General features: G+C 65.0%; 16 protein-coding genes. 7 read left to right on the top strand and 9 right to left on the bottom strand.

The annotated features are described in order from the left end of the window. The coding region (locus LC092_RS19790) for a hypothetical protein (RefSeq protein WP_224809326.1) at positions 1-270 on the top strand (270 nt) is incomplete at its 5' end. Here LC092_RS19790 and phbB read toward each other — a convergent pair. Together phbB and LC092_RS19780 are read right to left on the bottom strand one after the other, a co-directional pair. Next, positions 230-958 (bottom strand): acetoacetyl-CoA reductase, encoded by a 729-nt coding sequence (gene phbB / locus LC092_RS19785; protein WP_224809324.1) that lies wholly within the window; start codon positions 956-958, stop codon positions 230-232. The genes LC092_RS19790 and phbB overlap by 41 nt on opposite strands. A 243-nt stretch (positions 959-1,201) precedes the next feature. Beyond that, complete coding sequence (locus LC092_RS19780; RefSeq protein ID WP_224809322.1) at positions 1,202-2,383, bottom strand: acetyl-CoA C-acetyltransferase; 1,182 nt, start codon at positions 2,381-2,383, stop codon at positions 1,202-1,204. Positions 2,384-2,763: 380 nt separating this feature from the next. Here LC092_RS19780 and phaR point away from each other — a divergent pair, with 380 nt between their 5' ends. Beyond that, entirely contained in the window at positions 2,764-3,366 is a 603-nt protein-coding gene (phaR, locus tag LC092_RS19775; protein WP_224809321.1) for a polyhydroxyalkanoate synthesis repressor PhaR, read from the top strand. 37 nt (positions 3,367-3,403) lie between these two features. On the opposite strand, the gene LC092_RS19770 is transcribed toward phaR, so the two are convergent. Further along, entirely contained in the window at positions 3,404-3,838 is a 435-nt protein-coding gene (locus tag LC092_RS19770) for a GlcG/HbpS family heme-binding protein (protein WP_224809319.1), read from the bottom strand. Positions 3,839-4,146: 308 nt separating this feature from the next. Between LC092_RS19770 and ggt the strand changes: the two genes are divergently transcribed. Next, the gene (ggt, locus tag LC092_RS19765; protein WP_224809317.1) at positions 4,147-5,739 is read left to right on the top strand and encodes a gamma-glutamyltransferase; all 1,593 of its coding nucleotides are present in this window, start codon (positions 4,147-4,149) and stop codon (positions 5,737-5,739) included. Between the two features lie 97 nt (positions 5,740-5,836). On the opposite strand, the gene LC092_RS19760 is transcribed toward ggt, so the two are convergent. The 5 genes from LC092_RS19760 to LC092_RS19740 form a co-directional block, all read right to left on the bottom strand. Next, on the bottom strand, positions 5,837-6,172 hold the full coding sequence (locus LC092_RS19760; RefSeq protein WP_224809315.1) for a hypothetical protein: 336 nt from the start codon (positions 6,170-6,172) through the stop codon (positions 5,837-5,839). Between the two features lie 179 nt (positions 6,173-6,351). Then, a complete protein-coding gene (locus LC092_RS19755) occupies positions 6,352-6,780 on the bottom strand; it encodes a hypothetical protein (protein WP_224809313.1) in 429 nt (142 codons plus the stop codon). 240 nt (positions 6,781-7,020) lie between these two features. Further along, a complete protein-coding gene (locus LC092_RS19750) occupies positions 7,021-8,346 on the bottom strand; it encodes an ammonium transporter (RefSeq protein ID WP_224809311.1) in 1,326 nt (441 codons plus the stop codon). A 24-nt stretch (positions 8,347-8,370) separates the two neighbouring features. Further along, positions 8,371-8,709 (bottom strand): P-II family nitrogen regulator, encoded by a 339-nt coding sequence (locus LC092_RS19745; RefSeq protein WP_093811199.1) that lies wholly within the window; start codon positions 8,707-8,709, stop codon positions 8,371-8,373. Between the two features lie 368 nt (positions 8,710-9,077). Then, complete coding sequence (locus LC092_RS19740) at positions 9,078-9,629, bottom strand: DUF924 family protein (RefSeq protein ID WP_224809309.1); 552 nt, start codon at positions 9,627-9,629, stop codon at positions 9,078-9,080. Between the two features lie 127 nt (positions 9,630-9,756). On the opposite strand from LC092_RS19740, the gene LC092_RS19735 reads away from it, so the two are divergent. After that, positions 9,757-9,999, top strand: coding sequence for a sulfurtransferase TusA family protein (locus LC092_RS19735; RefSeq protein WP_224809307.1), 243 nt, complete (start codon positions 9,757-9,759; stop codon positions 9,997-9,999). 39 nt (positions 10,000-10,038) lie between these two features. Here the strand turns inward: LC092_RS19735 and LC092_RS19730 are convergent, their stop codons facing one another. Next, positions 10,039-10,365 carry a 4a-hydroxytetrahydrobiopterin dehydratase gene (locus tag LC092_RS19730; protein ID WP_224809330.1) on the bottom strand — a complete coding sequence of 109 codons (327 nt, stop codon included), beginning with the start codon at positions 10,363-10,365 and terminating at the stop codon, positions 10,039-10,041. Between the two features lie 120 nt (positions 10,366-10,485). Between LC092_RS19730 and LC092_RS19725 the strand changes: the two genes are divergently transcribed. From LC092_RS19725 to LC092_RS19715, 3 genes are all read left to right on the top strand, one after another. Next, the gene (locus LC092_RS19725; protein ID WP_224809304.1) at positions 10,486-10,944 is read left to right on the top strand and encodes a low molecular weight protein-tyrosine-phosphatase; all 459 of its coding nucleotides are present in this window, start codon (positions 10,486-10,488) and stop codon (positions 10,942-10,944) included. A 126-nt stretch (positions 10,945-11,070) separates the two neighbouring features. Beyond that, positions 11,071-11,523 carry a host attachment family protein gene (locus LC092_RS19720; protein ID WP_224809302.1) on the top strand — a complete coding sequence of 151 codons (453 nt, stop codon included), beginning with the start codon at positions 11,071-11,073 and terminating at the stop codon, positions 11,521-11,523. A 127-nt stretch (positions 11,524-11,650) separates the two neighbouring features. Then, complete coding sequence (locus tag LC092_RS19715) at positions 11,651-13,018, top strand: TolC family outer membrane protein (protein ID WP_224809300.1); 1,368 nt, start codon at positions 11,651-11,653, stop codon at positions 13,016-13,018. Positions 13,019-13,043 lie beyond the last annotated feature (25 nt).

Genomic DNA, 13,043 nt, shown 5'->3' with positions numbered 1-13,043 from the left:
AAGCTGCTCAAGCGTCACCATCTCGAGCGCTGTCTGATCCGGGCCGGGCTTCTTCAACATAAAAACAATGAATCAAAAACCCCCGGCCAAAGCCAGGGGTTTGTCAGCAGTCTGAGCCGGCGTTTTCGCGCCGGCTTTTTTGCGTTGTCTGATCGGCAAGACCCAAAAAAGGGCTTCCGGATCGCTCCGGAAGCCCTCTTTGCGTTTCAAGCCGTATTGCCGATGGCCCTCAGCCGTTGGCGAAATACTGGCCGCCGTTCATCGAGATGACGGCACCGGTCATGAAGGCTGCCTGCGTCGAGGCGAGATAGACGACGGCGCCGGCGATCTCCTCCGCCTTGCCGAGGCGGCCGACCGGGATGTTGCCGATGATGCCTTCCAGCACCTTCTCAGGCACGGCTGCGACCATGTCGGTGTCGATGTAGCCCGGGCAGATCGCATTGACCGTGATGCCCTTGCGGGCGGTTTCCGCGGCCAGCGCCTTGGTGAAGCCGATCACGCCGGCCTTGGCGGCGGAATAGTTCGTCTGCCCGAGCTGGCCCTTCTGGCCGTTGATCGAGGAGATGTTGATGATGCGGCCATGGCCGCGCTCGCGCATGCCGTCGATGACCGGGCGGGTCATGGTGAACATGGAATCCAGGTTGGTGCGGATCACCGAGGACCACTGGTCGTAGTCCATCTTGTGGAACCAGCCATCGCGGGTGATGCCGGCGTTGTTGACGAGCACCTCCACCGCGCCGAGGTCCGAGACCACCTGGGCGACACCGTCATGGCAGGCCTGCGGATCGGCGACGTCCCACTTGTAGACGTGAATGCCGGTCTCGGCCTTGAAGGCTTCCGCCTTCTCGGTGTTGCCGGCATAGGTCGCGGCCACGGTGTAGCCGGCGTCCTTCAGCCCCTTCGAGATCGCGGCGCCAATGCCTCGCGTTCCCCCAGTCACGATTGCCACATTGCTCATGAACATCCTCCCCTTTGGCGGTTCGAAATACCCGGAAACGATTTTTTTCCCGTCGCCGGTTTAATGGCGATGCCTTGCTGTGCCCGCCTTGATCCGTGTCAATCGACGCTTTTGGCGATCATTCCGTTCGCCGCGGCGCGCGATTGTAATTTGTAACTGAAATCAGTGTTTTGAGGCACGACGCGCAGAGCGGTCCGCGCGCCGTGCGTGCATCGAAAGTCTAGGTGAAAAGCGACCGTTGCCTCAACGCTCGACGCAGAGCGCAACGCCCATGCCGCCGCCGATGCACAGGGTCGCAAGACCCTTCTTGGCGTCGCGCTTGCCCATTTCGTGAAGCAGCGTGACAAGAACGCGGGCGCCCGACGCGCCGATCGGATGGCCGATGGCGATCGCGCCGCCGTTGACGTTCACGATGTCCGGGTTCCAGCCCATGTCCTTGTTGACGGCGCAGGCCTGGGCGGCGAAGGCCTCGTTGGCTTCCACCAGATCGAGATCCTCCGGCTTCCAGCCGGCCTTTTCGAGCGCCTTGCGCGAGGCGGGGATCGGGCCCGAGCCCATGACGGCCGGATCGACGCCGGCGGTGGCCCAGGAGGCGATGCGCGCCAGCGGCGTCAGGCCGCGACGCGAGGCTTCAGCCGCGCTCATGATGACGAGGGCGGCGGCACCGTCGTTGATGCCCGATGCGTTGCCGGCGGTGACGCTGCCGTCCTTGGTGAAGGCGGGACGCAGCTTGGCCATGCCCTCGAGGCTTGCGCCATGGCGGATGTATTCGTCCTGGTCGACGACGCGCTCGCCCTTGCGCTCCTTCACGGTGACCGGCGTGATCTCGTCGGTGAAGCGGCCGGCTTTCTGCGCGGCCTCGGCCTTGTTCTGCGAGGCGACGGCGAATTCATCCTGCTGGTCGCGGGAGATCTGCCACCTCTCGGCGACGTTCTCGGCGGTCTGGCCCATGTGATAGCCGTTGAAGGCGTCCCACAGGCCGTCCTTGATCATCGTGTCGATCATCTTGAAGTCGCCCATCTTGTAGCCGGCGCGCATATGCGCGCAATGCGGCGAGAGCGACATGTTTTCCTGGCCGCCCGCGACGATGATCGAGGCGTCGCCGGCGAGGATCTGCTGCATGCCGATGGCGACGGTGCGCAGGCCCGAGCCGCAGACCTGGTTGAGAACCCAAGCGGTGGCGCTTTCGGGGATGCCGGCATGGATGGCCGCCTGGCGCGCCGGGTTCTGCCCGCTGCCGGCGGTCAGGACCTGGCCGAAGACCACCTCGTCCACATCCGCCGCGGCCACGGAGGCGCGCTCGAGGGCGGACTTGATCGCGGTGGCGCCAAGCTCATGGGCGGGGGTGTTGGCAAAGGCTCCGTTGAAGGAGCCGACGGGTGTGCGCGTTGCGCTGACAATGACGACGTCGGTGGGTGCGCTCATATGTGTTCTCCGAAACTCCGGACCTCCCGGGGTGCGCGCTGGCCCCTCTTTGGTTTTGCACGCGCGTTCGCCAAACTAGAGACGGTCGACCTGCCATAGTCAACCGGCACTCCGCGTATGCGAGGCCGTTTTGGCGCCGAACCGGCTTGTGCTTTCGTCGGGTGGGCGGCGCAATCCGGCGTTTTGCGGTCCGGTCGACAAAACGGTGGTGCCGGTGGGGGAGATTGGCTTATCGTGATGGAAACGAACGAGTGGCGCATGCAGCCGGTCCGGCTGCGTGGAGCCGGGAGGAATGCCGCGTTGTCCTTTTCCGATCCGGTCTTGCGAGACCGGGTCGTCCGCAAAGAGGCGACGCCCGAAGCCGGGATCCGATACACGACATGGCCAAGACGAGCGACCCGACGATCATCAAGAAATACGCCAACCGCCGTCTCTACAATACGGGGACGAGCACCTATGTCACGCTCGAAGACCTGGCGATCATGGTGAAGGATGAAGAGGATTTTGTCGTCTATGACGCGAAATCCGGTGACGACATCACCCGTTCCGTGCTCACGCAGATCATTTTCGAGCAGGAGAACAAGGGGCAGAACCTGCTGCCGATCACCTTCCTGCGGCAGTTGATCCGCTTCTACGGCGACAGCATGCAGAATGTGGTTCCGAGCTATCTCGACTTTTCCATGACGTCGCTGACCAAGGAGCAGGACCGGCTGCGCGAGCAGATGTCGAGCGCCTTCGGCGCGACCGCCTTCGACGCGATCGAGGATCAGGTCAAGCGCAATGCCGAGGTTTTCGACCGGGCGATGAAGATGTTCCTGCCCTTCGGCCAGGAAAGGGACGGCGAGGCCGGCGCGGGACACGCCGCCGAAGCCGGGGAAGGTGCTGCGCGCACCCGCAATGTCGAGGACTTCGATGCGCTGAAGAAGCAGCTCGACGCCATGCAGAAGAAGATCGACGCCCTGGCCGGCGGCGACAAGGAATAGCGACAGGCCGCCCGTGCGGACGGCCTGTTGGCCGCCTTCAGCCGCCGTCCGCCTGAAGGCCGGCGGCCTGGACGCCGGCAATGGCGCAGGCTTCGTCATTGTCGGAGGTGTCGCCGGTGATGCCGACGGCGCCCAGGATCTCGCCGCCTTCCCCGTCACGGATCAGCACGCCGCCCGGCACCGGGACGATGCCGCCGCCGGCCGCGCCGTTGAGGGCTTGCACGAAATGCGGGCGGGTCTGGGCGTTGGCGTCCAGCCAGCGCGATCCGGCGCCGACGGCCACCGCGCCATAGGCTTTGCCGGTTGCGATCTGCGGCCGCATGATCGACGAGCCGTCCTGGCGCATCAGCGCGACGAGATGGCCGCCGGCGTCGAGCACGGCGACGGTCAGGGGTTTCAGGCCTAGCTCCGCGCCCTTGTCAAAAGCCGCCTTGATAATTTTTTCCGATACGGAAAGAGTGAGTTTGCTCATTTGCAAAAATCTCCGCAATGACATCGGTGTAGGGTCCCGGAAACGGCTATCAGGGTCTCTGTTGTGTTCCAATGGAGAAAAACGACAAGGACCCGCTCCAGGAGAGAAACAATAACGGGCGCGGCCCGGGGTGTCATCGAATAGCGGCTTTCGCCGGCGTGCCCTGCGGTGGTGGATGCGGTCATTGGTCCGCGGTCCCGCCAGGGGCGCCGCCCGGTCGGCGCCCGATCCGGTGGCGTGCGGCGCGCCATCGACCACAGCAACGCGGCACAAGCACCCGGTGCCCAGGCAACAAGAGGATGCAATCTATGCGCGACTTCCAATTCCCCGGCCGATCCGCGACCTATGCCACGACGGCGATGGCGGCCACGTCGCATCCGCTGTCGACATCGGCTGCCATCGAGGTGCTGCAGGCGGGCGGCAATGCGGTGGATGCCGCGGTCGCTGCCGCGGCGGTGCAGGCGGTTGTCGAGCCGCAGATGACAGGCATCGGCGGGGACTGTTTCGCGATCGTCGCGGGTCCGGACGGCAGCCTGCACGGGCTGAACGGCTCCGGCCCGGCGCCGGCGGCGGCGACGCCGGAAAAGCTCGCCGAACTCGGCGTCACGCAGATCGATTTCAACGGGCCGCATGCGGTGACGGTGCCGGGCGCGGTGCGGGCCTGGGAGGTGCTGCTGGCGCGCCACGGAACCCGCAGCCTTGGCGACGTGCTGACGCGGGCGATCGCCTGCGCGCGCGACGGCTATCCCGTCACCCCCCGCGTTGCCTACGACTGGGCGCGCAATCTGGAAAAACTCTCCGCCGATCCCGGCTCGGCCGACGAGTATCTGATCGACGGCGCCATTCCCCGCGTCGGCCAGGTGATGCGTCACCGGGCGCTGGCCCGCACCCTGCAGGCGATTGCTGACACTGGCGCCAAGGCGTTCTACGAGGGCGAGGTGGCGCAGGACATCGTCGACACGCTGGCCGCCAAGGGCGGCCTGATGACGATGGACGACATGGCGGGCATGGAGACGCTCGACATGGAGCCGGTGGTGCGCAACTACCGCGGCATCGACGTCGCCGAGCTGCCGCCCAACGGCCAGGGTTTCATCGCGCTGGTGATGCTCGGCATCCTGGAGCGCTTCGACCTCGCCGGCCTCGATCCGTCCGGGCCGGAACGCTTCCATCTGGAGATGGAGGCCGGACGTCTTGCCTATTCCGTGCGCGATCTCTTCCTTGCCGATCCGGACCACATGGACTACGGACCGGAGGCCTTCCTGACGCCCGCCTATCTCGACAAGCTGGCGGCGCGGATCACGCCGTCCTCGCGCATCCCGGAAATCCCGCCGGCGCTGCTCGGGCCGTCGTCGGACACGATCTATCTGTCGGTCGTCGATGATGCCGGCATGGCCGTGTCGCTGATCAACTCGGTCTACAAGGATTTCGGTTCCGGCATCTGCGCGCCGAAGAGCGGCGTGCTGCTGCAGAACCGCGGCGCCTGCTTCCGGCTCGAGCCGGGGCATCCCAACTGCATCGACGGCGGCAAGCGGCCGCTGCATACGATCATTCCGGCGATGGCGTTCAAGGACGGCAAGCCGCATCTCGCGTTCGGCGTGATGGGCGGGGGCTACCAGCCCTGCGGTCACGCGCATGTGCTGACCAATATGGTCGACTTCGGCATGGATCCGCAGGAGGCGATCGACGCTCCGCGGATGTTCTTCGACGAGACGACGCACGTGCTGCAGGCGGAGCGCAGCGTTCCGGCCGAGACGCTGTCCGTGCTGCGCGGGCTGGGGCATGAGATCGTCGAGGCGCCGGGTCCGATCGGTGGCGCGCAGGCGATCCTGATCGACCGCGAGAACGGAACGCTGGTCGGCGGGTCCGATCCGCGCAAGGACGGGATGGCCGCCGGCTATTGAAACGCCAACCGGCGACGGATGAATGCAAAAAAAGGCGGCGGGAGATCCTGCCGCCTTTTTCACATGCCTTGAGCGCTCAACGCGTCGATGACGCGCCTCAGCGGCTGACGGCCAGCACGCGGCCGGCTTCCATGTGGCGCGGCTGGCGCTCGGTGGTGCGATAGGCGTCGATTGCCTGCGCCGGAGCGGCGCGGCGGCGCGCGCGGGTTTGCGGCATGTTGTCCCGCGTCGCGATGAGCTGGGCGAGAAAGGCCGCATTGGTGCGGTGAAGCCGGGAATAGCCGGTCTCGCGGGTCTCCACGACCGGTTCGATGGCGACAAGGCTGCCGGTGCCGGACACTGCGCGTGCCTCGGCTGTCGCTCCGGCGCGGGCGGAGGACGCCCGTCCTGTCGTCGGTCCCGCGGTGACACGGGTTTTGGGCTCGATCCGCATTCTCGCCTCCCGGGCGTGCCAATTTGAGACATTGGCGTTGTTACCGGGTAATTTAGCGCAAATGCCATGCCAGGCGATAACCTCTTGTTAACTATTTCGCGACAGGCGCGGCTGATCCTCCGGTTTTCCCCGGATTTCCGCCGTTCTTGCCGTGGTGATTCGTCAGGGCCGTGGGCGCTTCAGTGGAAGTCGTCCCCCCGCGAGACGCCGAAATCGCGCCGTGCGCCGGTGATGGTGATGCTGAAGCCGGCGATCACGTCCACAAACGAGATGCAGATCAGGATGAAGAACACCGAGGTCGCGGCCTCGCGCACGGTGAGGAACTCGACCAGATAGGCGATAAAGACCAGCGTCGACAGTATGTGGTCGGTCAGGGCGACGACGCCCGTGCGGGTCGCCTTCAGCAGTTCGACGAAGAGCAGGACGAGGCCCGACAGGATCATCAGGTCGCCGATGACCAGCGTGAAGCGGGCGCCGGAGACGAGTTCGACGGTGAGCACCGGGCCGAGCCACGGGTCCCCGCCGACGTCTCCCAGAAGCGAGAACGCCAGCAGGTTGTAGACCAGCAGCGGGGCGAGGGTCAGCGGGATCGACACGATGAACGGCATGGCCGGTATCCTTTCGGGTAGCTGTGGACGAGTTGGACATTGCCGTTGGAGCGGTCGCAAAACCGTCTTGCGCATGTCGATTCGCGCCCGCCCCGACACGGCGCGATGATGCTGCCTTCCCCGGCCGGCCGCAAGGCCCGCTCCCGCGCGTTCGGGAGATAAAAAAACCCGGGGCCTGGGCCCCGGGTTCAAGGTGCGACCGGTCACGGGACCGGCCGTCACGGGAGATCGTCGGTCACGTCAGACGCGCTGGCTGCCCTGACCAAACTCCGGATAGGCTTCGACGCCGACTTCCGTCTTGTCGAGGCCGAGCGCCTCTTCTTCCGCGGTCACGCGGATGCCAATGGTGGACTTGAGGATCAGCCAGACGACGAGGCTGACGCCGAAGGTGAAGACACCGAAGGCAACCACGCCCACGCCCTGCACGTAGAAGCTGGCGTCGGAGTTCGACAGCGGCACGATCATCGTGCCCCAGATGCCTGCGATCAGGTGGACCGGGATCGCGCCGACAACGTCGTCGATCTTCAGCTTGTCGAGCAGCGGCACGGTGAAGACCACGATGACGCCGCCGATGCCGCCGATGATGATCGACTGGAAGATGCTGGGCGCCAGCGGCTCCGCGGTGATGGAGACGAGGCCGGCCAGCGCGCCGTTCAGCGCCATGGTCACGTCGACCTTCTTGTACATGATCTGCATCAGGATCACCGAGACGACGACGCCGGATGCGGCGGCCATGTTGGTGTTGACGAAGATCCGCGACACGTCGGTCACGTCACCGATGGTGCCCATGGCGAGCTGCGAGGCGCCGTTGAAGCCGAACCAGCCGAGCCACAGGATGAAGGTGCCAAGCGTTGCGAGCGGCATGGAGGAACCGGGCATCGGGTGGACCTGTCCGTCCGCGCCGAACTTTCCGGCGCGTGCGCCGAGCACCAGTGCGCCGGCAAGAGCGGCCCAGCCGCCGACCGAGTGCACCAGGGTGGAGCCGGCGAAGTCGGAGAAGCCCATGCCGTCAAGCCAGCCGGCGCCCCACTCCCACGACCCGCCGATCGGATAGATGAAGCCGGTCAGCACGATGGTGAAGATGAGGAAAGGCCACAGCTTGATGCGCTCGGCGAGCGTGCCCGAGACGATGGATGCGGTGGTGGCGCAGAACACCATCTGGAAGAACCAGTCGGAGGCCGTCGAGTAGCCGGTGTCGAGCGCGTTGCCGCCGACCGGGTCGATGCTGTAGGGGCCAAGCGAGCCCATGAAGCCGCCGTCGACGCCCGTGTACATGAGGTTGTAGCCGGTGATCCAGAACATCAGACCCGCAATGGAATAGAGGGTGATGTTCTTCAGGCACTGCATGGAGACGTTCTTGGAGCGCACCATGCCGGCTTCCAGCATGGCGAAGCCCGCGGCCATCCACATGACGAGGAAGCCGCCGATCAGGAACAGCAGCGTGTTGAAGATATAGGCGGTCTCCGTCGACAGCGCGAACTGCGGCGTGTCCTGCGCAAGCGCCGGACCGCCGGCCGCGAGCGTCGCGGCAATCGCGAGACCTGCGGTGAGAATACGGTTTTTCATCGGATTATCCCCTGCTCGAATGGATCAAAGCGCGGCGGCGTCGGATTCGCCGGTGCGGATGCGCTGAACCTGGTCGAGCGCGTAGACGAAGATCTTTCCATCGCCGATCTGGCCGGTCTTGGCGGCGCCGGCGATCGCCTCGACCACCTTGTCGGCGAGGTCGGAGGCAACGGCGACCTCGATCTTCAGTTTCGGAAGAAAGCTGACCGCATATTCGGTGCCACGGTAAATCTCCGTGTGCCCCTTCTGGCGCCCGTAGCCCTTGACTTCTGTGACTGTCAGTCCCTGAACGCCGATGCTCGTGAGGGCGTCGCGCACCTCGTCGAGCTTGAACGGCTTGATGATGGCCATCACGATTTTCATGCTCGCTTCCCGTTCCTTTCCCTGCTTTCCCCCGCCCGTCGGAGGCGCGGTGCGCGTGCCGGGGGCGGTTGTCGGTGGCGCGTCGTCCGGAGGAATGCGCGATGCACATCGGAGCCGGCGCCGACCAACGCCGGACTGGAGGTATCAAGGAGCGTGCCAACTCGTATTGCAGTGCGAAAAGGCGGGGTGTTTCCCGTGCGGCATTTCGGGAATCGTCGATAAGAATCAAAGACTAATAAAAATACGACCTGGGCCTGAAAAATCGCACTTTGGGTCCGGTGAAGGCGTCCGTCGCGTGATCAAAAAATATGCAGACTCGCATTGCGGGTCTGCATAAAAATTAAGCGAATAAGGTCTCTGCCTGGTAATCAGGCAGAGAAGCCACCATCCGCGAGATAGGCGGATTCCGCGGCGGTCGTCTCGCGTCCGAGCGCTGCATTGCGGTGCGGGAACCGGCCGAAGCGGCGAATCACGTCCATATGCACCAGCGCGTAGAGATAGGTGGTGTCGTCGCCGAGGCGGCGGAACAGGTCGACGCTGCGCTCCTGTGCGTCCATGTCCTCGGCGTGCTCGAACGGAAGGTAGAAGAACGTTCGGGCCATTTTCGGAAACGCCCGGTCGAAACCGGCATCGAGCGCCCGTTCGGCGATCTCGACCGACCGCGCATCGCCGGAAAACGCCTTGGCATCGTCGCGGTAGAGGTTGCGTGGGAACTGGTCGAGAAGCAGCAGCAGCGCCAGCGCTCCGTGCGGGGTGCCGGTCCAGTCGTCCAGGGCGCCGAGCCCGGCTGCGGTCACGGCCGGCTCGAAGCGGGCGCGGATCTCCGCGTCGAAGTCCGCGTCGCTGGCAAACCATTTTTCCGGTCCGGCTTTCCACCAGAAATCCAGGATTTCGAAGGGATCGATCTTGTCGGGCGTCATTTCGGGCCTATCCTCGGGTTGCGTCTTGCGACTATGGCAGCGCAAATTCGCCCGTCAAATTCAGGCGCCGAGGCGCGGCCCGGTTCCAGCAACCGGCCCGACCATCGACAGGACAGGGAACTTCCCAGTGAGCGATACGCTGACCGAGCTCGATCTCAAGGGCCTGAAGTGCCCGCTGCCGGTGCTCAAGACCCGCAAGGCGCTGGCGCGGCTTCCGGCCGGCACGCGGGTGCGGATCGAAGCGACGGATCCCATGTCCGTCATCGACATCCCGCATTTCTGCAGCGAGGCAGGGCATCGCCTGGTGTCGCGCGAGCAGAACGGCGACACCCATGTCTTCGTCCTGGAGCGCGGCGGCGCGCCGGACTGAGGCGCTGCCGGGGGGCGCTGGCGCTGCCGGCGGGACCGTTCACGCGGCTGCGATCTTGTCCATCGCCTTCGCCAGTTTCACGTCGAGCTCGCTGAGGCCGCCGGCGTCATGGGTGGTCAGGGTCACTTTCACCGTCTTGTAGACGTTGAACCATTCGGGGTGATGGTTCAGCTTTTCCGCGACCAGCGCACAGCGCGCCATGAAGCCGAAGGCTTCGTTGAAATCCTTGAACGTGAAAGTTTTCTCGATCGCGTCGCGATCCGATGCCAGGGTCCAGCCGTCGAGGCCGGCCAGGCTGGTCGCGCGTTCCGTTTCGTCGAGGCGGGATACCATGGAGGATCTCCTGTTTGTGCAGGGCGAGCGAATTCGCCGCCCTTGACGTCCCCCTTCACCTAGGATGCCGTTTGCAGGAAAACACCCCCTCGCTAGCCGCAAGGCCTTTTCGCCGGCTGCGGTCGCGGGACGCCTTCAACAGGGATTTGCCGCATGACATCGGTGCTTTTCGTCTGCCTTGGAAACATCTGCCGCTCGCCGCTTGCGGAGGGCATCCTGCGCCACCGGCTTGTCGAGGCGGGTCTTGAGCGACGCGTTCTGGTCGATTCCGCCGGCACCGGAAACTGGCATGCGGGCAAGGCGCCCGATCCACGCTCCATCGAGATCGCCGCGCGCAACGGCATCGACCTCTCTGGCCTGCGCGCCCGACAGGTGGGCGCTGCCGACTTCGAGAGATTCGATCTGATCCTTGCCATGGATCGCGACAATCTCGAGACGCTTGAGCGGTTCGGGGCGCGCGCCGGCCTTGTTCGCAGGGGCGACGTGCGCCGGTTTCTGCAAACGAACGTGCCCGACCCCTATTACGGCGGGCCGGAAGGGTTCCAGACCGTCTTCGACATGCTCGACGAGGGGTGCGACCGATTGCTCCGGGATCTCGTGCAGGGCGTTTAACTCGGACCGGTTCGTTCCTATGTGAACCAGACGACGGATCATTGTTGCCTGGATGGGGTGTATCATCCGGACGATCTTTGATGCCTCGGATTCAAACCGGCAATTTGCCATATCAGGAGGGCGGCCATGAGCGGCTTGCGCATAGACCACGAAAGCTGGATTCTCGTTGGGGATGGCGAAAAAGCGTTGTTTTTCCGCAACGAGGGCGATGCCGACTATCCCAATTTCGAGGTCCTGCGGGTTCTGGAGCATGAAAACCCGTCGACGTCGGACCAGGGGACGGACAGCCCCGGTCGGCGCAATGACGGGCCGGGGTCGCACCGCAGCGCCATGGAAGAAACCGACTGGCATACTTTGGAAAAGCACCGGTTCGCCAAGGAGGTGGCCGATGCCCTCTACAAGGCGGCGCATGCCGGGCGGTTCTCGAAACTGGTGGTCGTGGCGCCGCCGATGACGCTTGGCGACCTGCGCAAGGCCTTCCACAAGGAGGTTTCCAGCCGGGTTGTCGCGGAAGTCGACAAGACGCTGACCGGACATCCGCCCCACAAGATCGAACGCATCCTGTCCACCAAGGACTGATCCGACATCTGCCAGTCACGGCGGCGGCATCGCGGCGAAACAGAATAACCTCGCTGCGATGCCGCATGGTTAAGCCCGTTTTAACCACGTTCGGAGTTGACTCCTCCCTGGTAATGAGGATCGACGCATGTCCGCTCGGATCATCACGTTGCGCGCGCTTTGCGTCGTGCTCGCAGTCTGTCTGCCCGGCCTGTCCGTGCAGGCGGAAACGCTGCGTGATGCCATGCGCGAGGCGTATCTTCAAAGTCCGGCGTTGAAGGCCGAACGCGCACGTCAGCGGGCCACGAATCAGGGCGTCTGGCAGGCGCGCAGCGCCTTTCTGCCGCGCGTCTCCGGCAGCTATGGCGTGGAACGGCGCGACTATCGCGATCACCTGAATGCGACCGACAACGACCGGTTCGAGCACAATCTCGAGATCACCGCGGAACAGACCCTGTTCCAGGGATTTGCAGGGGTGAACCGGCTCAATCAGGCGCATGAGGAAAGTGCCGCCGGTCAGGAGCGGCTGCTCGGCGCCGAGCAGGATCTGCTGTTCGGCACGGGGCGGACCTTTCTCGCCGTTCTGCGGGACCGGCAAAACGTTGCCCATCGCAAGAGCTATCTCAATCTTGTCAGCGAGGAATTGAAGGCGGCCCGGCGGCGCGTTCAACTGGGCGACGCCTCGCGCACCGATGTCGATCAGGCCGCGGCGCGCTACAGCGAGGCGCAGGCCGATCTGGAACAGGCGCTCGGACAGCTTGCGGCAAGCGATGCGGCCTATCAGCGGCTTGTCGGTCGCGAACCGGGAAAGCTCTCCTGGCCGGCCCTGCCCGCGGATCTGATGCCGGCGTCTCTCGGCGCGGCGCTCGACATCGCCATGCGCGGCAATCCCACGGTGCGCTCCAAGGTGTCCGAGGCCCGGGCGTCCCGCTTTGCCGCCAGGGCGAGCGTTGGCGACATGCTGCCGCGGGTGACCGCCAGCGCGTCCTATCTCAACGAGTACCGCGACAGCCTGTCCACCCGCTCGGTCGAGGATTTTCAGGTCGGGGTGCGCGTCAATGTTCCGATCTTCACCGGCGGCAGCAACATCGCCAGCGTGCGCGCGGCCAAGGAAACGGCGGCGCAGCGCGAATATGAGGTCGATGACGTTCGGCTTCAGGTGCGCGAAAGCGTGATCGCGGCGCAGAAGCAGATGGAAACCTCACGCCGCCGCGCGGAGGCGGCGAAACGGGCGATCGCCGCCAACGAACGGGCGGTGCGCGGGTTGAAGATGGAATATCGCGGCGGCGAGCGCACGCTGCTCGACGTGCTCAACGGACAGCGCGAGCTGGTCGACAGCCGCACCGCCTATGAGACCGCCCGCTACGACAGGGTCGTCGCCGAGCTCTTCCTTCTGGCGACGCTCGGACGCCTGGCACCCGAGCGGTTCGGCGTTCCGGCCGAGACCGTGGACCTGCCCGTCCGTCTGGTGCCGACGATGGAAAGCTGGTCGCTCCGGCTGGAAAAGCGCGACTGACATCGAGACTGGCAGCGCGCCTGAA

It is taken from the genome of Stappia stellulata (assembly GCF_020176715.1).
GTDB lineage: Bacteria > Pseudomonadota > Alphaproteobacteria > Rhizobiales > Stappiaceae > Stappia.
The sequence above is the reverse complement of the archived record's forward strand: the minus strand, read 5'-3'. Positions and strand labels throughout refer to the sequence as shown.